Genomic DNA, 22,430 nt, shown 5'->3' with positions numbered 1-22,430 from the left:
GTCAGGGACGCATACGCGGAGGAGCCTCCAGAGCTCTGGCGAGACCTGCCGCGTCGGTGCCGATCTTGCGGTAGACACTGGACAGCAGTTGCCGTACGCCCTGTTCGGTCAAGTGCAGATCCGCTGCGATGGACGCCACCGGGCTTCCCTCGACGGTCAGTTCGGCCGTCCGGCGTTCGCGCGCGGTGAGCGCGTCGGCCTGCACATAGCGCAGGGGCAGCGGGCGCAGCCCGGCCGTCGAGAGCTCCTCCCGGGCACGGGTGGCGAGCGCCTCGGCCCCACAGTGCACGGCGCCTTCCAGACCCTGGTAGAGCCGGTCGGCGGCCTCCTGGAGCTGCCCGTGACGGGACAGCGCGGCGCCGTGGCCGACTTGGGCGCGAGCGAGTTCGTACGAGGCCGGGGACTGTTCCAGGCAGTCGATCGCCTCCGCGTACAGATCGAGTGCGGCCGGCCCGCCGGTCACCTCGGCGAGGGTGTGCAGGGCCTGGCCGACGGTGGACGCGGCGCCGAAGTCCCGGGCCCGCTTGACGGCGTCCTGGGCGTGATGGACCGCCTCGTCCGGGGCGGTCGGGGCGAGCGCGGTCGCGAGCAGCAGCTGCCACGGGCACCAGGCCGGGTTGCGCCAGGCCCGTCCGTCCAGCCAGTCCCCGACCGCGGAAAGCAGCGTCGCCGCTTCCGCGTGCCGGCCCTCCGCCAGGAGCAGTTCCGCGTACACGGTGCGCGGGTCGGGATAGATGATGGCGTTCGGAGCCATCTCACCGAAGTGGTGGTCGTCGGCGAGCGCGCGTGCCTCGGTGACGCGCCCACGGGCCAGCAAGGTCTGGATCAGGACGCTGACGCCGTACCACTGGGCGGCCACGATGCCTTCCACCTTGTCGGCGATGCGCAGGCCTTCCCGGACCAGGTCCTCGGCTTCGGCCAGACAACCCCGGTGGTAGCGGACATAGCCGGCGATGGTCTGCCCGAAGGCCAGGTGGGAGCCGTGCCAGCCCTTGCGCACGCACTCGGCGATCCCCTTCTCGAACAACTCCTCGGCCCGGCGCGGCTGGTCGCCGTACATGAACACCAGGGCTACCGAGAGGGGCACCTCGAAGCCACGGTTCTCATCGGTCCAGCTCATGCCGCCGTGCAGGGACCTCTCCGCGTAACCGAGCGCGGTCTGCCGTGGTTCGCCGCGCAACACGGCGTCCCAGGCCCGCAGCCCCAGGATGTAGCGCTCCTCCAGGCTGCGGCCGGGCAACTGCTCGGCCAGCCGCGCCAGTCTCCGGGAACGCGCGGGGGAGTCGGGATCGTCGGCGCGCATCGTGCTCCAGACGAAATGGTCGGCCTGCATCCGCAGTTTGACGCGCGGATTCGCGGCCTGCCGGGCTTCCTCGGCGGCCACGGCCACGGCCTCGTCCATCCGGTCGGTGTGGGCGAGCGCTGTCGTCAGCCGATAGACGATGGAGGCGCGCAGGTCGGGTTCGACATCGGGCTCCGCCAGCGCCTGGCGGAGATGCCGCACCGTGGCCGTGGGCTCGATCAGGAACGTGGCGCACGCGAGTTCGTGCAGGACCGCGGCGCGCTCCTCCGGCAGCGGCGGCTCCTGCAGCGCACGGGCCAGCAGTCGCCCGGCGGCCTCGGTCGCCCCGGCGCCGAGGTACTCGCGCGCGGCCCCGCGCAGACACTCGACCGTCTCCGGGTTGCCCTCGCACGGCACCTCCAGCAGATGCCGGGCGGCGGCGGTGGGGCCGTAGCCCGCGTTCAGGACGGCGTTCGCGGCCGCGTTGTGCAGACCGGCCCGGAAGCCGGAGCGGATGGACCGGTAGATCGTCGTCGCGATCAGCGGGTGCACGAACTCCAGCTCACCCTCCGGGCCGTGGCCGTCGGTGAGGATGCGGGCCGCGCGAAGCTGCTGGGTCGCCTCGGCGACGGTCTCGTCGCCGAGCACCGCGATGGTCGCGGCGAGCTGAGGTGAGAAGGGCGAACCCAGCACCGCGGCGGAGTGCGCGAAGCGGACGGTCGTGGTGTCGAGGCCTTCCAGACGCGCGATCAGTCCCGGGCCCTTGATGGCCGCGGCGAGTTCACGCATCGCGGGCAGGTCGTCCTCGCTGCCGCCCACCTTCCGCTCGGCGAGGCCGATGGCGAGCTCCACCGTCTCGAAGGGGCTCCCACCGGTGGCCGACCAGCATTCCTTGCAGAACACGTCCTCGGCTCCGTCACCGACCTGGCTTCTGACGATCTGCGCTACGCCGTCGGCGGTGAGGCACGCGAGGTCGTGGGGGCGGTCACCGTGGGGTCCGACGAGAGTGCGCAGTTCGCCCGCCTCGGAGGGCAGTTCGTCGGGCCGGTAGGCGACCACGATCAGCAGGGGGAGGTCATCGACCCGTGACGCGAAGGAGTCGAGCCAGCTCAACGACTCGGCGTCCGCCCAGTGCAGGTCGTCCAGGAGCAGGACGACGGGCGCCTTCTTGATGGTCAGGCAGGTCATGACCCAGTCGAGACCTTCGCGGACGCCGGTCGGGTCGGGTGCGGGGGCGGGGCCTGTCGCCTCGAGACCGAGCACAGCGGCCATGACGTCGTACCAGCTGCCCAGGAAAGCCCGGAGTTCGGCTCCCCCCATCCTTGCCAGCAAGGGCTGCACGAGCTGGCGGACCACGCGGAACGCCGACCCCTGTTCGTTCTCCCCGCCTCTCCCCGACAGCACGGTGAATCCCGAGGCCGTGGCCCGCTGACGTGCTTCGGTGATGAGCGCCGTCTTGCCCAGTCCGGCCGGTCCGCTGAAGGCGAGCAGTCCCCTGCGCCTCGCTTGCGGCACACCGGCCGTGGTGCCTCGCAGTTCCTTGAACGCGGCATCGAGGGCCTGAAGTTCCCGTCGGCGCTCGATCAACGTCCGCTGTTCCGTGACCGGGTGCCGAGGCTCCATCGCCATGTGCCGTACCGCCTTCTGTCGTTCGGCTCGGAGGAAGCCGAGCGTACGCCTCGTGGCGATGTGACAGGACGAATTGAGCACCATAGGGTGAATGGTGAACGGTACGTGGGAGAACGCCCATCCGCTGGGTAGTGGACACGGATGGACGTCTCCCGGGCGGGGTGATGCCGGTACGCGCCAGGACGTCTACGGCACGGCGGGCACCGACGTCACATCCGCGTACCGAGGCACGGCGCGGGCCCAGTCGTAGCACCCGCGGATCCAGCCGATCATGCCCTCCACATAGCGGATGCCCGCGGGGCTCAACTCCGGTTTGATCCCGTCGTGGAGCCTTTGGAACTCCTCGATCGTGCTGTTGATCTCCTCGATGGCCAGCAGCACGGCGGCCGGCAGCGAGCACCGTTGTTCGCGCTGGTGGGCCAGGGCCAGGTTGATCATGTCGCCGGCGCGTTGTTCCTTCACCGCGGAGAACAGGTCGGCCGTCCACACCGCCGCGTCGGCCGACAGCCGGCTAAGTCGCCGTACGACGGGATGATGCACCTCGGCCGCGGTCAGCTCCCGTGCCCGGGCGCCCTCGTAGAGCGGGTAGAACGGCTCGACGCCCGCGGTCAGCGACCGGATGGAGGTGCAGTCCCCGGTGTGCAGGAGGACCGGGTGGGTCTGGGCCACGGCTTCGTACAACAGGCCGTGCACGTACTCACAGCTCTGCCAGGCCCATCGCGCGGCCTGTGCGGGTGTGCACTGTTCCCGGACCTGGCGGTGGAGGTCGGCCAGGGCGGCTCCGAGGGGAGTGCTGGGCCGGCGGCCGTCGCGCAGGATCGCGACACTCTCGCACAGCATCGGCAGCAGCTTGCCCGGAGAATGTCGGCCGAGCTCCTCGGCGAGGTCGTCGAAGACGAACTGGTAGGCGATCTGGTGGGCCACGATCTGCAGGACACCGAGATCCACGGTGGGGCTGGTGTAGCTCGCGAGTTCGGCGGGGCGGGTGCGGGCGATCATCGCCGCCACATCGGGTTCGTCGGTCAGTCCCCACACCGTCAGCCATGCGTCGACGCCGACGGCGGCTTCCGCTTCATGAGGGTTCCGCTGGAACGGGAAAGGCATGTGGAGGTTGGTGTCGATCAGGTCCCGGAGGTTGGCGGCCGGCATTCCGTCCGGCAGGCCGAGGGTGATTTCCTCATGCGTCGTCGACAACGTGGTCACCTGCCGTTCGGCTGTCCGATGTGCACGGGGCGGCGGTCGTTCGGTGCGCGAGCGAGGCGGCTGAGGGCATGGGTGATCGGGGCGCGCACGTCATGACCAGGGAACGCGGCCCCATCGTGATCCCGGGGCGCGGTTTCCGGTCGACGTACCCGGGCAGATGACGCAGGCGCCGGCGGCCGGCGATGGTCGCGAGCGCCAGGGTGGCCTCCACCATCGCGAACTCGTCACCGAGGCATTTGCGGTTGCCCGCCGAGAACGGCATCATCGCGCGGCGCTCTTCGGCGGTGGGCCGCCCCGGCAACCAGCGGTCGGGGTCGAAACGCCCGGGGTCGGGGAACGACGAGGGGTCGTGGTGCAGGAGGTGGGGGCTGTACAGGACGGTGGCCCCCTCGGGCAGCCGGCATCCGGCGAGCTCGGTCTCCTTGGTGGCGACGCGGGTGAAGAGCCAGCCGGGCGACGAGTGCCGCAGCGTCTCGGAGACGACGCACCGGGTGTAGACGAGGTGCGGCAGATCCTCGGGAGTGGGCCGCCGACCCCCGGCGAGGACGGAGTCGAGCTCGGCGTGCAGACGCCGCTCCGCCTGCGGATGGCGGGCCAGCAGGCTGAAGGCGCTCGTCAGGGCCAGTGCCTGGGTCTCGACGCCCGTCAGCAGGAGCGTGATCAGGTGATCATGGACCTCCTGGTCGGTGACCAAGGCCGTCGGGCGTCCGCCGTCGGCGGCCGTCGAGGCGTCGCCCTTGGCGGCCTTCAGCAGCGTGCCCAGCACGTCGTCGCGGTCGTCGCCCCGCCGACGCTCCCTGATCGCCGCGTCGATGATCTCGTGCAGGCGGGAGAGCGCGCGGCGATAGCGGCGGTTGGCGGGGGTGGGGAGGCGGAACAGGGCGTCGATCGGTACGACCGTGCGGACGAACAGCCCGCGCACGACCGCGCCGAGACAGTCCCGCACCTCTGCGGTCGTCCGGTCGTCCAGGGAATCGGAGAGGAGGACACGGCTGGTCACCCGTGTCGTGAGGGCCATCATCGCCTCGGTCACGGCAACGTCCTGACCGACCGGCCACGCGCGGCACACCGCCGCGGCCTCCTCGGTGACCAGGTCCGTGTACTCGGCGACATGGGAAGGACGGAACGCAGGCTGCAACAGCCTGCGTTTGTCCCGATGCGTCGGCTGACGGCAGGTGACGAGGCCGTCGCCCATCAGCTTCCCGAGCCTGTCGTACAGCGGGCCCCCCTTGTCGAAGGTGTGCGGATCCATGAGCACCTCGTGGGTCAGCTCGGGATGGCACACCATCCAGGCGCGCTGGGGGCCCAGCCGTATCTCGACCAGATCGCCGTACGCGGGCAAAGAATTCAGAAACGCCAGCGGTTGTCGGTATAACGCGATACCGTGGCCGAGGATTGGGAATATGCCTGGAGCAGTTCCTGTCCGCCATGTGCGCTTTTGTTCGGGCACGGCACGGCTCATGAAAACCTCCTGCCTTACGCGGCACGCGAAATTGGTGAACGTGCCACGGACTTGAACACTTGAGACAAGTCCTGCCCAATCCCAGTGGCTCTTGGTTTCCCGAAACCTTTCTCCAAAGGGGCGCACGGGAGCACGGGGAAGCAAAAGAAGCATTCGGTGAATGACCGTTGACGCGTGGCGCATACTCCGCGCATCCCATGGGGCACTCATATGTGGTCCCGCCCCATGTGGAACGGGACCACATGGACTCAGCGTTCGCGTATGTGGACGGTCTTCAATACCGGGGACGCCAGGATGTCCTTCTCGCAGAACCGCGCCGTCACCCACTTCTCACCCGAGAACAACCGGGTCTGGTCACCGAAGTGGGGCGAGTTCGGGTTCGAGGACTGGGAGTACGTCAGCAGTGTTCGGGCCACCGGGCAGCGGCTGTCGTCCCAGCCGACCGCCTGGATGTGGCTGGAGCCGGTCGTCACCTCGGTGTAGCCGCCCTGCGGCGTGTTCCACACCGGCTCGATCTTGTTCCACACGCCCAGCCCCTCCGTGCCGCCCGGCACGGGGACGCGCTGACCGTTCCGTACGACGAACTGGTGCTCGCCGAGCCGGGAGTCGAGGGCGATGCCCGTCGCCCGGAGTTCGGCGACCGCGTCCGCCAGGGCCGTGGCGAAGCCGGGGGCGTCCGTGTCGAGGGTGTTCGGCGTGCGCACCGGGTCCGACGCCGAGAACGGCACCTTCCACCGCTGGGCCGCCGGCACCTTCGCCGTCAGCTTCCGCCAGGTCCGGTCGAACAGCAGGGCACCCCGGCTGCCGGTGTCCATGGTGCGGTCCCAGGCCGCGAGCACCGAGCAGGCCTCGGCCACGTCGACAGCCTTGCCGTCGCTGCCCTTCGCCGTGCCACCCGGCAGCGCGGCACAGGCCTTCGCCGCGTCGGCCGCCGCCAGGTCGGCCACGGGCGCCCGGTTCGTGAACTGCCGGCGCTCCAGGTCGCGGACGGTCAGATCGCCCCGCCGCGCCATCGCCGCCACGTCCTCGATCGCGCCTCGCGTGCGCGGCGAGCGCTGGGTGCCGATGGTGCCGAAAACCCGCTCGTACCCGGTGAGCGGCCGGTCCGCGTTGGCCAGCCAGGCGCTGTCGTTGGAGTTCTCCGCGTACGGCGCGTCCCTCAGCGTCGGCATGCGTGCGGGCCCGAAGATCCCGGGCTGGAGGGCGTCGGCGTCGCGGCCGAACGCGCAGTCGCCGCGGGAGCCGTCCAGGACCGCGAGGCCCGCCGCCGGATAGACGGCCTTGCCGAGGTCCGTGGAGCAGCGCGCCGCGAGGTCGTCGGTGACCCGTGGCAGCACCTGGGACTGGGTGTACAGCGAGTGCCCCGAGGAGTCAGCCGCGACGGTGTTCACCCACGGGAGCCCCTGGTACCGGGCGAGGGATCCGAGGACGTCGGCCGTGCCGCGCGCCTTGCTGAAGCCCAGGGAGGTGTCGGCGAAACGCAGGTTGGCCGCGTTGGGGTCGTTGAGCGCGTACGCCGCGGTGCTGGTCCAGGGCAGCGGCAGTTCTCCGTCGGTGGAGGCCACGACCGGGCCGTACCGGGTCCACCACTGGGTACGGGTCACCGGGGCGCCGCCCTTGACCGCGACGGTCACCGTCCGCTTCTTCATCCGCTCGCGCTCGCCGTCCACGACGTAGACCGTGGGGTCGGCGGGGTCCAGCGTCAGTCGGTGCAGACTGAACGGGACTCCGGTCGAAACGGTGTGGCTCCACGCCACACGGGCGTTGTAGCCGATGGAGATCGTCGGCGAGCCGAGCAGGGAGGCGCCGGCGACGTTCAGCTCACCGGGGATCGTCTGCTGTGCCTGCCAGAAGCGGCGTCCGCCGTGCCACGGGTAGTGCGGGTTGCCCAGCAGCAGGCCGCGGCCGTCGGCCGTGGTGTCGCCGTGGAAGGCGACCGCGTTCGAGCCCATGTCCGCGTCGGCGGTCCGCTCGCGCACCGCCCGTATCAGCGCCCCCGCGTCCGGGGCGGCCCGCTGCCCTCGGCGCGGGCGGAGCCGGCGGTGGGCGGCTGGGCGCCGGTGATCTCGTCCACCGAGCCGCCCTGGCCGCCGAGTACGGCGATGGCGTAGAAGCGGGCGGCCACGTCCAACTGGGTGACCGGGCGCACCCAGGCGGCGCCCTCGCAGGCGGGGTCGGTGATCCGGTTCTGCTTCAGCCAGGTGTTGTACCCGGACGCGAAGCCCCGCATGAGGTCCCTGACCTGACGGCTCGGGCCGCGCGGTGCCGGCTGGGCGAGGAGCTTCTCCACCGTGCGGGTCTGCCGTACCCCGCGGAAGTACAGGTCGCTGGAGAGATTCCCGGTCGCCGAGGAGAGGGAGAAGTCGGTCGCCGCGTCCGGCCCGAAGAACCGCGAACGCTCGCCGCGCACGGTCACGAAGCCGTCGGCGAGCGTGCACACCTGGTCGGCGGCCTGCGCCCAACCGGTGCCGAAGCCCAGGGACTTGTAGTCCTTGGCGACGATGTGCGGAATGCCGTACTCGGTGTAGCGGACGACGGCGGACAGACCACCGTGCGAGAGCTGTTCGTGCCGGTCGTGTGAATCCTGCCGCTCGGCCGCGGTCGCGGGCAGCCCGGCCGTGGTGGCGAGCAGGGCGACGGCCGCGACGACGAGCCGTCTGGGGCGGGTGCGCATCGTGCCTCCCAACGTCATTGAGGGAAGGACCCGTTGGCATGCCAATCGGGTACGGGTCCCCGGTCGGGCCTCAGGCCTGGCGCCTTGACCCGTCTCTGCGAGACACCGAGGATCATGTGTCATGACGCCAGCACACGGCAGCACGGTTGACGGAGTACTGCGCCGCAGCGCCAGACGCACCCCGGAACGCACCGCGGTCGAGGACCGCGAACGCGCGTGGACCTACGCGGAACTCGACGACGCCGTCTCCCGCGCGGCGAGCGTCCTGCTCGACCAGGGCCTTACCCCCGGCGACCGGGTGGCCGCCTACGGCCACAACTCCTGCGCGTACCTCATCGCCTTCCTGGCGTGCGCCCGCGCGAGCCTCGTCCACGTCCCCGTCAACCACCACCTCACCGGCGACGACCTCTCCTACCTCCTCGGCCAATCCGGCAGCTCCCTGGTCCTCGCCGACCCCGCCCTCACCGGCCGGCTCCCCGACGGCGTCCCCACGATGCCGCTGCGCGGCGCCGACGACTCCCTGCAGGCGCGGCAGGCCACGGCACCCCCGTACGACGGCCCGGAGGCACACAGCGAGGACCTGGTGCAACTGCTCTACACCTCCGGCACCACGGCCCTGCCGAAGGGCGCGATGATGACCCACCGCGCCTTGGTCCACGAGTACTTGAGCGCCATCGCCGCCCTCGACCTGAGCGCCGGGGACCGGCCCGTCCACTCACTGCCGCTGTACCACTCGGCGCAGATGCACGTGTTCCTCATGCCGTACCTGGCCGTCGGCGCCACCAACGTCATCCTCGAGTCGCCCGACGGCGACCGGCTCTTCGAGCTGATCGAGACGGGACGCGCGGACAGCCTGTTCGCCCCGCCCACGGTGTGGATCGGCCTGGCCAACCGCCCCGACTTCGCGACCCGCGAGCTCGACGGACTGCGCAAGGCGTACTACGGCGCCTCGATCATGCCCGTGCCCGTCCTGGAACGACTGCGTGAGCGCTGGCCCGGCCTGGCCTTCTACAACTGCTTCGGCCAGAGCGAGATCGGCCCGCTGGCCATGGTGCTGGCCCCGGACGAACACAAGGGCCGGATGGACTCCTGCGGCCGTCCCGTCCTCTTCGTCGACGCGCGCGTGGTCGACGAGAACGGCGAGGACGTGCCCGAGGACACCTCCGGCGAGATCGTCTACCGCTCCCCGCAGCTGTGCGAGGGCTACTGGGACAAGCCCGAGGAGACCGCCGAGGCCTTCCGCGACGGCTGGTTCCGCTCAGGCGATCTCGCGGTGCGCGACGCGCACGGCTACTTCACGATCGTCGACCGGGTGAAGGACGCCATCAACTCCGGCGGCGTACTCATCGCCTCCCGCGCGGTCGAGGACGCGCTGTACACGCACGAGGGCGTCGCCGAGGTCGCTGTGATCGGCCTGCCCGACGAGCGGTGGATCGAGGCCGTCACCGCGGTCGTCGTGCCGCGCGGCGAGGTGAGCGAGGCCGAACTGATCGAGCACGCCCGCGAAAAGCTCGCCCACTTCAAGGCACCGAAGCGGGTGGTGTTCGTGACCGAGCTGCCGCGCAACGCCAGCGGGAAGATCCTCAAGCGGGAGCTGCGGGACCGGTTCGCTGGTGAGTAGGTGAGTAGGTGAGTAGGTGAGTAGGTGAGGAGGTGAGGAGGTGAGGAGGTGAGGAGGTGAGGAGGTGAGGAGGTGAGGAGGTGAGCGGTCAGCAGGTCAGCAGGTCAGCGGGGCTAGCAGGGCTGGCAGGGCTAACGGGGCCGTAGGTCCTCGATCCGCCGGATCTTGCCCACGGACCGTGCCAGTGACTCCGGCTCGACGATCTCCACGGCGACCGACACCCCGATGCCGTCCTTCACGGCCGCGGCGATGGCCTGCGCCGCGGCGTCCCGGACCTCGGGTGACGCGTCGGGGCGGGCCTCCGCGCGCACGGTGAGGGCGTCGAGACGGCCCTCCCTCGTGAGACGCAGCTGGAAGTGGGGTGCCACGCCCGGGGTCCGGAGCACGATCTCCTCGATCTGGGTGGGGAAGAGGTTCACCCCGCGCAGGATGACCATGTCGTCACTTCGCCCGGTGATCTTCTCCATCCGCCGGAACACCCGGGCGGTCCCCGGCAGCAGCCGTGTCAGGTCCCGGGTGCGGTACCGGATGACGGGCATGGCCTCCTTGGTGAGCGAGGTGAAGACCAGTTCGCCCTCCTCGCCGGCGGGCAGCACCTCGCCCGTGATCGGGTCGACGATCTCGGGGAGGAAGTGGTCCTCCCACACGTGCAGCCCGTCCTTGGTCTCCACGCACTCCTGCGCGACCCCGGGCCCGATCACCTCGGACAACCCGTATATGTCGACGGCGTCGATCGCGAACCGCTCCTCGATCTCCTGGCGCATCCGCTCGGTCCAGGGTTCGGCGCCGAAGACGCCCACGCGCAGAGAGGTGCCGCGGGGATCGACGCCCTGCCGTTCGAACTCGTCCAGGAGGGTGAGCATGTAGGACGGCGTCACCATGATGATCTCGGGCCTGAGGTCCTGGATCAGCTGGACCTGGCGGGCCGTCATGCCGCCGGACGCGGGGATGACCGTACAGCCCAGCCGTTCGGCCCCGTAGTGCGCCCCCAGCCCACCGGTGAACAACCCATAGCCGTACGCCACATGTACCTTGTCGCCGGGCCGCCCGCCCGCCGCCCGGATGGATCTCGCCACCATGTCGGACCACAGGGAGAGGTCGGCGTCGGTGTAGCCGACGACCGTGGGGCGTCCGGTGGTGCCGCTGGAGGCGTGGATACGGCGGATCCGGTCCTGGGGCACGGCGAACATCCCGTACGGGTAGTTCTCCCGAAGGTCGGCCTTGGTCGTGAACGGGAAACGGGCCAGGTCGGCGAGCGAGCGGCAGTCCTCGGGCCGTACGCCGGCCTTGTCGAAGGAGTCACGGTAGAAGGGCACGTTGTCGTAGGCGTGCCGCAGCGAGGTCCGCAGCCGCTCCAGTTGCAACGCCCGCAGCGCCTCCGGCGCGAGCCGTTCCCCCGAGTCCAGCAGCTCCGTCGCATCCGCCATGGGGACTTCTCCCTCGCCAACCGCGCCAATCCGGACGACCGATCATTCGGTCCGGGTGTTCGGGATCAGTAATCCAGGCACGGATTGATCAGGCAAGGGGGCGGGCCGGACTTTCTGCCCGCCCTGCGTCTCCCGGGGCGGCACAGCCCGACCGCCGCCGGTCTCAGTCCTTCCCGGGCCCGTACGCCGTCAGGAAGCGGTCGCGGAACTTGTCCATGCCCCAGGTCGGAGCGTTCTCGGCGGGCTTGAGGCCGTCCGTCCAGTGCCAGTCGGCGATCCGGTCGAGGATTTTCTGGTCGCGGGCGACGATCGTGACGGGGACGTCCTTGCTCGTGTTGCCCGCGGTGACCGTGGGGACGGGCTGGTGGTCGCCGAGGAAGACGAGGACCGTGTCGTCCGTGCCGTAGCGCTCGACCCACGCGGTGAGGCTGTGGATCGAGTACTCGATGGCGCGGCGGTACTCGGTGCGGACGCGCTCGGGGTCCTTCCAGACCTCCTTGGGGTCGGTGCCCTCCTTCTTGATCTGATGGAAGACGGAGCCGTCGCCGAGGTCGTCCCAGTCGACCATGCGGGCGATGGGGGACCAGGGGTTGTGGCTGGAGGCCAGGATGATCTCCGCCATGATCGGCTCGCGGTCCTTCTTGCCGTGCTCCAGACGCTGGAAGGCCTCCAGACTGAACTGGTCGGGCACGGGCGTCCAGCTGAAGTAGGGGCCCTGGTAGCCCAGGTGCTCGGAGTCGTAGATGTGGTCGAGCGCGAAGTACTTGCCCTCCGGCCAGGCCCGCCGTACCCCGGGCACGACGCCGACCGTGCGCCAGGCGCCGGTCTTGCGGAAGTAGCTGTTGAGCGTCGCGCGGTCGCTGGTGGTCAGGCTCCGGTACCGCTGCTGGTTCTTGATCCACAGCCCGGAGAGGAAGGTGGAGTGGGCCAGCCAGCTGCCGGCTCCCGTCACCGGCGACCGCAGCCAGCCGCTGCGCGACTGGAACCCGGCCGCCTTGAGGCTGCTCGTCCCTTCCCTGAGGGCCGCGTCGACCTGCGGTGCCATCGCCGGGTCGTCGATCGCGACACGGCCGTAGCTCTCGATGAACGTGAACAGGACGTCCTTGCCGCGCAGCCCGGTGAGCAACTGGTCCGGCGGTGTCTTCGCGAAGGCGTCCACGGCGGCCTGCTTCTGGAAGACGCGTCCGTCCGCCAGGCCCGCCCGTACCTGCTCGACCCGGTTGTTGACCAGGTCGGCGTTGCCCTTGGTGGCCAGCGGGACGCCGGTGAGCTGGATGCCCAGCGTCATGCAGGTGATCCACGTGGTGCCGAGGATCAGCGTCGTACGGGCGGCGACGGCACGGTGGCTGACCATCAGGTTCGTCACCCGCACCATCGCGAGCGTGATGAGGACGAGCACGGCGACGATCAGGACGATCACCCCGACCACCGCGAGCACCTGACCGGTCCGGCCGAAGGACTCCCGCACGAACTCCGCCGCGTCGTCGAGCAGGATCCAGTCCAGGACCAGGTCGAAGGGCCGGGCCAGCACCTGGTAGAAGCCCATGTCGACGAACTTCAGCACGGTGAGCAGCCCGAGCAGCGCACCCGAGACCACGGCCGCCAGCCGGCGTGACCGCGGCGGCAGTGCCAGCAGCAGGCCCGCGAGCAGGATCCCCTCGGCGGGGAGACGGAAGAACGCCTCGGGGGTGAGCCGCTCCAACTGGTTCGGCACGAGGAGCGCGAAGAGCAGGAGGGCTCCGGCCAGGACGGACGTCCCGATGGTGACGCCGCGTGCCGTACGGGGGTAGCGGCGACGCCAGCCGAACCAGCCGAGGGAGGGGGAGGAGTCGGACGGCCCCGCGAGGCGGGCCGCCTCGGCATCCTCGGCCGCCGTCGCACTCCCTTCGGTCGCCTCGGCTGCCTCGACCGCCTCGGCCTCTTCGGACTTTCCGGCCGCCGAGGCCGTCTCTGCCGGCCCCGTTTCTGCCGGCCCCGTCTCTTCCGGCCCCGTCTCTTCCGTCGTGTCCGGTGTTACCTGCTCTGCTGCCTCCTGCGACACCCGGAGGTCCTCCCGTGCGGTCTTGCGATGGCATGGCAAACAGCGCCCGATGACCGAGCCTGCCACCACGAGTACGTCCGCACGTCACCTTAGGTTCAATCGTTCCTGTCCGGAATTCCCCCGTCCGCAGTCGTCGCCGCCTCACGCGCCCAGCGGTAGTCCGCCTTGCCGCTGGGCGAACGCCGGATCGAGTCGGTGATGACCAGCTGGCGGGGGATCTTGTAGCCCGCCAGGTGGGACCGGCAGTGGGTCTGGATGTCCGCCAGCGACGGCCGCACCGCGCCCGCCCGCAACTGCACCACGGCCGCCACATGGTGTCCCCACTTCGCGTCCGGCACCCCGGCCACCAGCGCGTCGTACACGTCGGGATGGGACTTGAGCGCCTGCTCGACCTCCTCCGGGTACACCTTCTCGCCCCCGGTGTTGATGCACTGCGAGCCACGGCCCAGCACCGTGACGACGCCGTCCTCGTCGACCGTGGCCATGTCGCCCAGCAGCACCCACCGCCGGCCGTCCTTCTCGAAGAAGGTCTCGGCGGTTTTCCCCGGGTCGTTGTAGTAGCCGAGGGGCACATGGCCGCACTGCGCGACACGGCCCACCTCGCCGACGGCGACCGCCTCGTGGGTCGCCGGATCCACCACCCGCGTACGGGAGTTGACGCGGATGCGGAAGCCGCGTTCGGGGCCGGAGTCCTCGGTCGCCGTGCCGTTGAAGCCGGACTCCGAGGAGCCGAAGTTGTTCAGCAGCATGACGTTCGGCACCAGCTCCTGGAACTGCCGGCGCACCGTGTCGGACATGATCGCCCCGGACGACGACACGCTGAACATCGACGAGCAGTCGGTGCCCTTCATCGGCCCGTTCAGCGCGTCGACGAGCGGGCGCAGCATGGCGTCCCCCACCAGCGACACACTGGTGACCCGCTCCTTCTCGATCGTCCGCAGGACCTCCTGCGGGGCGAACTTGCGGTGGATCACGATGCGTTGGCCGAAGTTGAAGCCGATGAAGGCGGTCAGGGTGGACGTGCCGTGCATCAGCGGGGCGGTGGGGAAGAAGGTGATCCCGTCGCCGCCCGCGGCCACCCGCTCAGCGAGCTCCTCCGGCTTCTTCACCGGCTCACCGGTCGGCGCACCCCCGCCCAGCCCCGAGAAGAACAGATCCTCCTGGCGCCACATCACACCCTTGGGCATCCCGGTGGTGCCGCCGGTGTAGATGATGAACTGGTCGTCGCCCGACCGCTCGGGAAACCCGCGCTCGGGCGACCCGGTGGCCTCGGCGTCGGCGAAGGCCACGGCGGGCACGACCGGCGCGTGCACCGCACCGGGGCTCACGGTGCCCACGCGCACCAGATGCCGTAGCCCCGCCACCCGCGGCAGCGCCGCCGCCACCCGGTCCGTGAACTCGGCCTCGAAGACCAGGGCCGCCAGATCGGCGTCCTGGTAGAGATACACCAACTCCTCTTCCACATAGCGGTAGTTGACGTTGACCGGCACGATCCGCGCCTTCAGGCAGGCCAGCACCGTCTGGAGGTACTCGATGCCGTTGTACAGGTGGAGCCCGAGGTGTTCGCCGGGGCGGATCCCGCTGTCGATCAGATGGTGGGCGATCCGGTTGGCGGCCGCGTCCAGCTGCGCGTACGTCAGACGGCGCTCCGCGCCCGTGCCCGGGTGGTCGATGTACACGAGCGCCTCGCGGTCGGGAACCGCGTCGACGACCGACTCGAACAGGTCGGCAAGGTTGTACTCCACCGTTCCTCCTGACCTCGACAGGGCACGGTTCACCAACGGTTCGCCGGTCATCAGAGCAAAGGGCGGCACAAGTGTGAAGCCTGCGCGCAAAAGAATCTGACTGTCTGTCAGAAAACCCTTGAAGTGCCTTCGCCCCTCCTGCAACCTGTTCTCGTTCTGTCAGAGGGGAGACTGGTCATGGGTGGCACCGAACACCTCGCCGTGCGGCGCGAGGGCGCCACACTGGTGCTCACGCTCAACAGGCCCGAGGCGAAGAACGCGCTCTCGTTGCCGATGCTGGTCGGCCTCCACGACGGCTGGGTCGAGGCCGACGCCGACGACTCGATCCGCTCCATCGTGTTCACGGGAGCGGGGGGCTGCTTCTGCGCCGGCATGGATCTCAAGGCCCTCGCCGGGAACGGCATGGCGGGCGAGCACTACCGCGACCGCCTCAAGGCCGATCCCGACCTGCACTGGAAGGCGATGCTCCGCCATCATCGCCCGCGCAAACCGGTGATCGCCGCCGTCGAGGGGTACTGCGTCGCCGGCGGCACCGAGATGCTCCAGGGCACGGACATCCGTGTCGCGGGCGAGTCGGCCACCTTCGGGCTGTTCGAGGTGAAGCGCGGCCTGTTCCCGATCGGCGGCTCCACGGTCCGTCTGCAACGGCAGATCCCGCGCACCCACGCCCTGGAGATGCTGCTCACCGGCCGCCCGTACAGCGCTCGCGAGGCAGCCGGCATCGGCCTGATCGGGCATGTCGTCCCCGACGGCACGGCACTGACCAAGGCCCTGGAGATCGCCGAACAGATCAACGCCTGCGGTCCGCTGGCCGTCGAGGCCGTGAAGGCGTCGGTGTACGAGACCGCCGAGCTGACCGAGACGGAGGGGCTCGCCGCCGAACTCAAGCGGGGCTGGCCGATCTTCGACACCGCGGATGCGAAGGAGGGGGCGCGTGCCTTTGCGGAGAAGCGGCCGCCTCTCTTCAAGCGGACGTAGGCGCTGCGCCGGCTTGGACCGGTTGGCAGCTGCGGGCCGAATGTGGCTGGTCGCGCCCACGCGGCGGAGCCGCACATGGCACAGCCCCGCGCCCCTGGGGCGTCTGCCGTACCGAACCTGGTCAGTTGCTGTGCCCCCACGCATCCCGATCTCCCAAGGAGGTACGCCCCCGATGCCCGAAGTCCTCAAAGCTCCCCTCGTCGTCGAGTTTCCCTTCACCCGTTCCCTCGGGCCCGTCCAGAGCGCCTTTCTCACCGGCCTGCGCGAGCGTGTCGTGCTGGGCGTCCGGACCGGAGACGGCCGCACCCTCGTCCCGCCTGTCGAGTACGACCCCGTCACCGCCGAGGAGATCCGGGACCTGGTCGAAGTCGCCCCCACCGGCACGGTGACCACCTGGGCCTGGAACCACGCCCCCCGCCGAGACCAGCCCCTGGACACCCCCTTCGCCTGGGTCCTGGTACGTCTCGACGGGGCCGACACCGCCCTGCTGCACGCCCTCGACGCGCCCGGGCCCGACGCCGTGCACACCGGCATGCGGGTCCGCATCCGCTGGGCCGAGGAGCGCACCGGCGCGATCACGGACATCGCCTGCTTCGAGCCGTACACCGGTGGGCAGGCCGAACTCACCGGCCGAACCGGCGGGTTCGAGGACCCGGTCACCGGCATCGTCGCTCCCGCCCGACTCGACTACACCTACTCGCCGGGCCGCGCCCAGACCGCCTACATCAACGCCCTGGCCGAACAGCGCAACGTCGGCGAACGCTGCCCGTCCTGTCGCAAGGTGTACGTCCCGCCGAGGGGTGCGTGCCCCACATGTGGGGTGGCCACATTGGAACAGGTCGAGGTAGGTCCCCACGGCACAGTCACCACGTTCTGCATCGTCAACATCAAGGCGAAGAACCTCGACATCGAAGTGCCGTACGTCTACGCCCACATCGCCCTCGACGGCGCCGGCCTCGCCCTGCACGGCCGGATCGGCGGCATCCCGTACGACGAGGTGCGGATGGGCCTGCGGGTGGAACCGGTGTGGACGGCAGGTGCCCGCTATCCCGACCACTACCGGCCGACGGGCGAGCCCGACGCGGACTACGACACCTACAGGGAGCTGCTGTGAACCGCGAGATCGCCGTCGTCGCCTTCGCACAGACCGACCACCGGCGCACCAGCGAGGACATCTCCGAGGTGGAGATGCTGATGCCCGTGCTCCACGAAGTGCTGGCCCGGACCGGCCTCAAGACCGCCGACATCGGCTTCACCTGCTCCGGCTCCAGCGACTACCTCGCCGGCCGCGCCTTCTCCTTCACCCTCGCCCTCGACGGCGTGGGCGCCTGGCCGCCGATCTCCGAGTCGCACGTCGAGATGGACGGCGCCTGGGCCCTGTACGAGGCGTGGACCAAACTGCTGACCGGGGACGCCGACACAGCGCTCGTGTACTCCTACGGCAAGTCCTCACCGGGGCCGCTGCGCGACGTCCTCACCCGCCAGCTCGACCCGTACTACGTCGCCCCCCTCTGGCCCGACTCCGTCGCCCTCGCCGCCCTCCAGGCCCAGGCCCTTGTCGACGCCGGCGACACGGACGAACCCGCGCTCGCCGCCGTCGCCGCCCGCAGCCGCGCCGACGCCACCGCCAACTCCCACGCCCAGCTGACCGGTTCGGTGCCGCAGGGCGAGTACCTCGTACGTCCGTTGCGTACCGGTGACTGCCCGCCCATCGGCGACGGGGCCGCCGCCGTGATCCTCGCGGCGGGGGACCGGGCCCGCGAGCTGTGCGAGCGGCCCGCCTGGATCCGCGGTATCGACCACCGCATCGAGGCCCACGGACTCGGCGTGCGCGACCTGACCGACTCGCCCTCGACCCGCCTCGCCGCCGAGAAGGCCGGCGCGTTCCAACGGCCCGTTGACACCGCCGAGTTGCACGCGCCGTTCACCTCGCAGGAGGTCGTCCTGCGCAAGGCGCTGAAGCTCGACGACGGCGTGCGCGTCAACCCCTCCGGCGGCGCGCTCGCCGCCAACCCCGTCATGGCCGCCGGGCTCATCCGCGTCGGAGAGGCCGCCGCCCGCATCCACCGGGGCGAGGCCGACCGGGCGCTCGCACACGCCACGTCCGGCCCGTGCCTCCAACAGAACCTGGTCGCCGTACTCGAAGGGGATCCGCGATGAGCAAGGAGCCCGTGGCCGTCGTAGGCATCGGCCAGACCAAGCACGTCGCGGCGCGCCGGGACGTGTCGATCGCGGGGCTCGTCCGGGAGGCCGCCCGAAGGGCCCTCGACGACGCCGAGCTGACCTGGGCGGACGTCGACGCCGTGGTCATCGGCAAGGCGCCCGACTTCTTCGAGGGCGTGATGATGCCCGAGCTCTATCTCGCGGACGCGCTCGGCGCCGTGGGCAAGCCGATGCTCCGGGTGCACACGGCCGGCTCGGTCGGCGGATCCACCGCCCTCGTCGCCGCGGGCATGGTCGCGGCCCGCGTCCACGGCACCGTCCTGACGCTCGCCTTCGAAAAGCAGTCCGAGTCGAACGCCATGTGGGGCCTGTCCCTGCCGATCCCCTTCCAGCAGCCCCTGCTCGCCGGAGCCGGCGGCTTCTTCGCCCCGCACGTGCGCGCGTACATGCGGCGCAGCGGCGCGCCCGACACGATCGGCTCGCTGGTGGCGTACAAGGACCGCCGCAACGCGCTGAAGAACCCCTACGCCCACCTCCACGAGCACGACATCACCCTGGAGAAGGTCCAGGCCTCGCCCATGCTGTGGGACCCCATCCGCTACTCGGAGACCTGCCCCTCCTCCGACGGCGCGTGCGCGATGATCCTCACCGACCGTGCCGGGGCCGCACGGGCACCCCGCCCGCCCGCCTGGATGCTGGGCGGCGCCATGCGCAGCGAGCCGACCCTCTTCGCCGGCAAGGACGCCGTGTCCCCGCAGGCCGGCAAGGACTGCGCGGCCGACGTGTACCGGCAGGCCGGCATCGCCGATCCGCGCCGGGACATCGACGCCGTCGAGATGTACGTGCCGTTCTCCTGGTACGAGCCCATGTGGCTGGAGAACCTCGGCTTCGCCGCCGAGGGCGAGGGCTGGAAGCTCACCGAGGCCGGGGTCACCGAACTGGACGGCGACCTGCCCGTCAACATGTCGGGCGGTGTCCTGTCCGCCAACCCCATCGGCGCCTCCGGCATGATCCGCTTCGCGGAGGCGGCCCTCCAGGTGCGCGGCCAGGCCGGGGAACACCAGGTGGACGGGGCCCGCAGGGCACTCGGGCACGCCTACGGCGGCGGATCGCAGTTCTTCTCGATGTGGCTCGTGGGCTCCGAGCCCCCGGACGCCTGAGAGCACTCCCGTACGCCGGTGGAGACGGCTCCGCAAAGGTCCCCCTCACGTGGCCTGTCGGCACCCCGGACCGATCGCTAGGCTGGCCCGCGGACGACGAATCGGGAGGAGCACGGACGTGGCCGAGAGCACCATCCAGCAGCAGCCGTTCACGGGCTGGGAGAAGCCGGAGCTGGACCTCCGCAACGCCGATTGGCACTCGAGCAGCCGTGGCCTGGGGGATGTCCAGATCGCCTTTGTCGAGGGGTTCATCGCGATGCGCAACAGCGGCAGTCCGGAGAGTCCCTCCCTGATCTTCACACCCGCCGAATGGGGGGCGTTCGTGTCGGGCGCGAGGGAGGGCGAGTTCGACCTGACCTGACAGCGACCGACCTGACAGCGCCCGACCTGACAGCGCCCGACCTGACAGCGCCCGACCTGACAGCGACCGACCTGACCGCGCCTTCGGGCCGATCCGGGTGTGTTCCGCCCGTTTTTCCGGACACGCGACCTTGAGAACCCCCCTGGGGCCCACGCCTGAGCCAGGCTGGCCCCGGGAGGGGGGAAGGTCGTATTCCGGAAAGGCGAGAACCCATGAGCACCCTGCCGGTCATCGCGGCGGTCGACGGTTCGGACGACAGCCTGGTCGCGCTGGACTGGGCCTTCGACGCCGCCCTGGTGCGCGAGGCGCCGCTGCGGGTGGTCCATGTGCAGCAGTACGCCGCATGGGCCAAGCCCGACGTCCTGCCCGCCGGGCGGCCGGTACCGGAGGACGACCCGGTGCTCGACCGGGTCCGGCGCTACATGGACGGGCGGGCCGAGCGGCCGCAGACGGAGTACGCCGCCCTCGCGGGAGCGGCCTCCACAGCACTGCCCGAACTGGGAAGCAGCGCCCAGCTGTTGGTGCTCGGTTCCCGGGGCCGCGGCGGCTTCGCCAGTCTCCTGCTCGGCTCCACCGGCATGGCCGTCGCACGGGACACCGGGTGCCCGGTCGTCGTGGTGCCCAAGCCCGGCCGCGAGGTCCACGACGACACGCCGATCGAACCGGGGCTGAGGGTCGTCGTCGGCCTTCAGGTCGACAGCCCCGACGACGCCACACTGTCCTTCGCCTTCGCCGAGGCCGCCCTGCGCGGCGCCCGGCTCCAGGTCGTCGCCGCCTACACCTGGCCCCTGCACATCTGGACGGCCGCCACCGCCCAGATCGTGCCGCCGTCCCACGACCAGGACGCCGTCGAGGCCGAGACCCGCACCCTCGCGGAAGGCATCCTCGCCCCGCACCGCGAGCGCCACCCGGACGTGCGCGCCGATCCCTACGTGGCCCCGGGCGACGCCGCCGGTCATCTCGTCGCCGCTTCCAGGGACGCGCACCTGGTCGTCGTGGGCCGCCACAGACGCCGTCTCCTGGCCCCCGCCCGGATGATGGGTTCCGTGACCCACGCCGTGCTGCTGCATGCCGCGAGCCCGGTGGCGGTGGTGCCGGCCACGCCGATGGAGGAGTAGGCGTCCGAGCCCTGTCAGACGGTGCCGAACCAGGCCTCGGCCAGGGACGGCAGCGTGCCCTCGGCGGGCGCGCCCAACTCCCGTAGGTACCAAGGCATGTTGCTGTAGACGTGCAGCAGTGTGTACGCGAGGAGCTGCGCCGGGTCGAAGGCGGTGCCGTACGCCTCGGTGAGGCGGGCCAGGAGGCGCGGGTCGCCGCGGGTGACGAACAGGCCCACGCCGACGAATTCGTACGCCCGGTCGCCGGTCATGGCCGGCTCGAAGTCGAAGAGCCCGGTCAGCCGCCAGCCGTCGGGATCGACGAGGAGGTGCTGCCGCATGACCTCGGTGTGCAGCAGGGCGGGGCGCGGCGTGCGCGGCAGCGGCACCGAGTCGAGGAACTCGGGGACCTGCTCCAGCCACCCGGCGGACAACTCGTGCCCGCGCTGCCGCTCCACCGCCCCGGCCCGCTGCCGGTCCACGAAAGCGCCCCAGTCCCCGGGCCCGAGGAAGTCCCCGAGCGGACCGGGATTGAGCGAGTGGAGCGCGGCGAGGGCCGCGCCGATCTCCTCGACCAGCCGCTCACGGTCGGCCTGTGGCACGCGGGGCCAGGTGCCGGCCAGGTTCTCGCCGCGCAACCGGGACATCAGGACGTACCGCCAGCCGTTCTCGTACGCGCCGGCGTCGTGCATCCGCGGAGTCGGTACGGGCAGGCGCCCCTGGACATGGGACAGGACACGGCCCTCGGCGTCGCCGTCCCGGGCCGCGGCGCCGGGGAAGAGCTTGAGGACATGCTCGTCACCCACGGCGTAGACCGGCTGAGCCCGTCCGGGAAGCGGGTCAGCGGGCGGCCGCTCAGACCGAGGCGGGCACACAGGTCGTGCGCTCCGGGCCGCATCACGCTCTCGTCGGGAACGACGGCGTCCCATTCCTCGTCGGTCTCCACGGGGGGCAGCATGATCGGGACCGTAGGAGGTCCTTCGCGGGAGGGCAACGGAGTTTCGCCGCCGCCGGGGAGCACTTCTCGAACCCATGCCCGCACGTCATGCAACACGCCCGGCCACGTACCATGGCGACATGTCGTTCCTCCGCCGCCGCAGCGCCACGCCCGCCGGGCCCGACTTCGACGTACTGGCCATGGACCCGGGCGACTGGCCCGGCAATCTGGGCGCCGGGCTGCTGCCCGCCCCCGACGGCAGCTGCCAGGGTGTCTTCCTGCGCTACGACCTCTTCGGCGGCCGTGGCCCCGCGATGATCATCGGCAATCTGCCGGAGGGCTCCCCGGCCCGCGAGGTCGACGAGGGCGAGATCCCGTTCGAGGTCGCTCAGCTGCTGCTGGCCCTGGAGAACGACGAGGAGGTCACCGTCGTGGGCAGCGAGGACGTGCCTGTGATGCAGGGCGACAACCTCCTGATCGTGCGCCGTCTGAAGCTCTCCGAGAGCCGGATCTCCTGCGTGCAGTTCGACCGCAGCGACAGCGTCCTGGTCACCATCGCCGCCTGGGACCGCCCCATCACCGACGATCTGTACGCCCTGCTCAAGCCGCTGCCCGCGGAGCTCTTCCAGCAGGGCTGAGTCCTCGTCCTC

At 70.7% G+C, this 22,430-nt stretch carries 14 protein-coding genes and 2 pseudogenes; 8 read left to right on the top strand and 8 right to left on the bottom strand.

The genetic code is table 11. The annotated features are described in order from the left end of the window. Window position 1 precedes the first annotated feature (1 nt). The 4 genes and pseudogenes from AQJ67_RS06570 to AQJ67_RS06555 all read right to left on the bottom strand — a co-directional run bounded on the left by AQJ67_RS06570 (window position 2) and on the right by AQJ67_RS06555 (window position 8,250). Window positions 2-2,911, bottom strand: a complete 2,910-nt coding sequence (locus AQJ67_RS06570; protein WP_062717496.1) for an ATP-binding protein — start codon at window positions 2,909-2,911, stop codon at window positions 2-4. 186 nt (window positions 2,912-3,097) lie between these two features. After that, window positions 3,098-4,114 (bottom strand): (-)-alpha-amorphene synthase, encoded by a 1,017-nt coding sequence (locus tag AQJ67_RS06565; protein WP_244190375.1) that lies wholly within the window; start codon window positions 4,112-4,114, stop codon window positions 3,098-3,100. Next, a complete protein-coding gene (locus AQJ67_RS06560; protein ID WP_079055808.1) occupies window positions 4,089-5,576 on the bottom strand; it encodes a cytochrome P450 in 1,488 nt (495 codons plus the stop codon). Before AQJ67_RS06560 ends, AQJ67_RS06565 begins: the two co-directional genes overlap by 26 nt. A gap of 248 nt (window positions 5,577-5,824) precedes the next feature. Beyond that, a pseudogene (locus tag AQJ67_RS06555) lies at window positions 5,825-8,250 on the bottom strand (penicillin acylase family protein). A 121-nt stretch (window positions 8,251-8,371) separates the two neighbouring features. Here AQJ67_RS06555 and AQJ67_RS06550 point away from each other — a divergent pair. Further along, window positions 8,372-9,871: an acyl-CoA synthetase gene (locus tag AQJ67_RS06550; protein WP_062717087.1), complete on the top strand. Its 1,500-nt coding sequence runs from the start codon at window positions 8,372-8,374 to the stop codon at window positions 9,869-9,871. Between the two features lie 131 nt (window positions 9,872-10,002). Here the strand turns inward: AQJ67_RS06550 and paaK are convergent, their stop codons facing one another. The 3 genes from paaK to AQJ67_RS06535 all read right to left on the bottom strand — a co-directional run bounded on the left by paaK (window position 10,003) and on the right by AQJ67_RS06535 (window position 15,084). After that, entirely contained in the window at window positions 10,003-11,298 is a 1,296-nt protein-coding gene (gene paaK, locus AQJ67_RS06545) for a phenylacetate--CoA ligase PaaK (protein ID WP_062717086.1), read from the bottom strand. A gap of 163 nt (window positions 11,299-11,461) precedes the next feature. Beyond that, a complete protein-coding gene (locus AQJ67_RS06540) occupies window positions 11,462-13,339 on the bottom strand; it encodes an alkaline phosphatase family protein (RefSeq protein WP_079055807.1) in 1,878 nt (625 codons plus the stop codon). Between the two features lie 95 nt (window positions 13,340-13,434). Next, window positions 13,435-15,084, bottom strand: a complete 1,650-nt coding sequence (locus tag AQJ67_RS06535) for an acyl-CoA synthetase (RefSeq protein WP_062717084.1) — start codon at window positions 15,082-15,084, stop codon at window positions 13,435-13,437. Window positions 15,085-15,261: 177 nt separating this feature from the next. Between AQJ67_RS06535 and AQJ67_RS06530 the strand changes: the two genes are divergently transcribed. The 6 genes from AQJ67_RS06530 (at window position 15,262) to AQJ67_RS06505 (ending at window position 20,864) form a co-directional block, all read left to right on the top strand. Next, window positions 15,262-16,062 (top strand): crotonase/enoyl-CoA hydratase family protein, encoded by an 801-nt coding sequence (locus AQJ67_RS06530; protein ID WP_062717083.1) that lies wholly within the window; start codon window positions 15,262-15,264, stop codon window positions 16,060-16,062. Window positions 16,063-16,234: 172 nt separating this feature from the next. Continuing rightward, window positions 16,235-17,176 (top strand): Zn-ribbon domain-containing OB-fold protein, encoded by a 942-nt coding sequence (locus AQJ67_RS06525; protein WP_062717082.1) that lies wholly within the window; start codon window positions 16,235-16,237, stop codon window positions 17,174-17,176. Continuing rightward, window positions 17,173-18,222 (top strand): thiolase domain-containing protein, encoded by a 1,050-nt coding sequence (locus AQJ67_RS06520; RefSeq protein WP_062717081.1) that lies wholly within the window; start codon window positions 17,173-17,175, stop codon window positions 18,220-18,222. Before AQJ67_RS06525 ends, AQJ67_RS06520 begins: the two co-directional genes overlap by 4 nt. Further along, complete coding sequence (locus AQJ67_RS06515; protein WP_062717080.1) at window positions 18,219-19,385, top strand: thiolase domain-containing protein; 1,167 nt, start codon at window positions 18,219-18,221, stop codon at window positions 19,383-19,385. The genes AQJ67_RS06520 and AQJ67_RS06515 overlap by 4 nt, the downstream gene beginning before the upstream one ends. Window positions 19,386-19,503: 118 nt before the next feature. Then, on the top strand, window positions 19,504-19,746 hold the full coding sequence (locus AQJ67_RS06510) for a DUF397 domain-containing protein (RefSeq protein ID WP_062717079.1): 243 nt from the start codon (window positions 19,504-19,506) through the stop codon (window positions 19,744-19,746). Window positions 19,747-19,958: 212 nt separating this feature from the next. Beyond that, a complete protein-coding gene (locus tag AQJ67_RS06505; RefSeq protein ID WP_062717078.1) occupies window positions 19,959-20,864 on the top strand; it encodes a universal stress protein in 906 nt (301 codons plus the stop codon). A gap of 14 nt (window positions 20,865-20,878) precedes the next feature. Here AQJ67_RS06505 and AQJ67_RS06500 read toward each other — a convergent pair. Then, window positions 20,879-21,801 (bottom strand): annotated as a pseudogene (locus tag AQJ67_RS06500) (phosphotransferase family protein). Window positions 21,802-21,920: 119 nt separating this feature from the next. Between AQJ67_RS06500 and AQJ67_RS06495 the strand changes: the two are divergent. Beyond that, complete coding sequence (locus AQJ67_RS06495) at window positions 21,921-22,418, top strand: hypothetical protein (RefSeq protein WP_062717077.1); 498 nt, start codon at window positions 21,921-21,923, stop codon at window positions 22,416-22,418. Window positions 22,419-22,430 lie beyond the last annotated feature (12 nt).

Source organism: Streptomyces caeruleatus, assembly GCF_001514235.1.
Lineage (GTDB): Bacteria > Actinomycetota > Actinomycetes > Streptomycetales > Streptomycetaceae > Streptomyces > Streptomyces caeruleatus.
The sequence above is the reverse complement of the archived record's forward strand: the minus strand, read 5'-3'. Positions and strand labels throughout refer to the sequence as shown.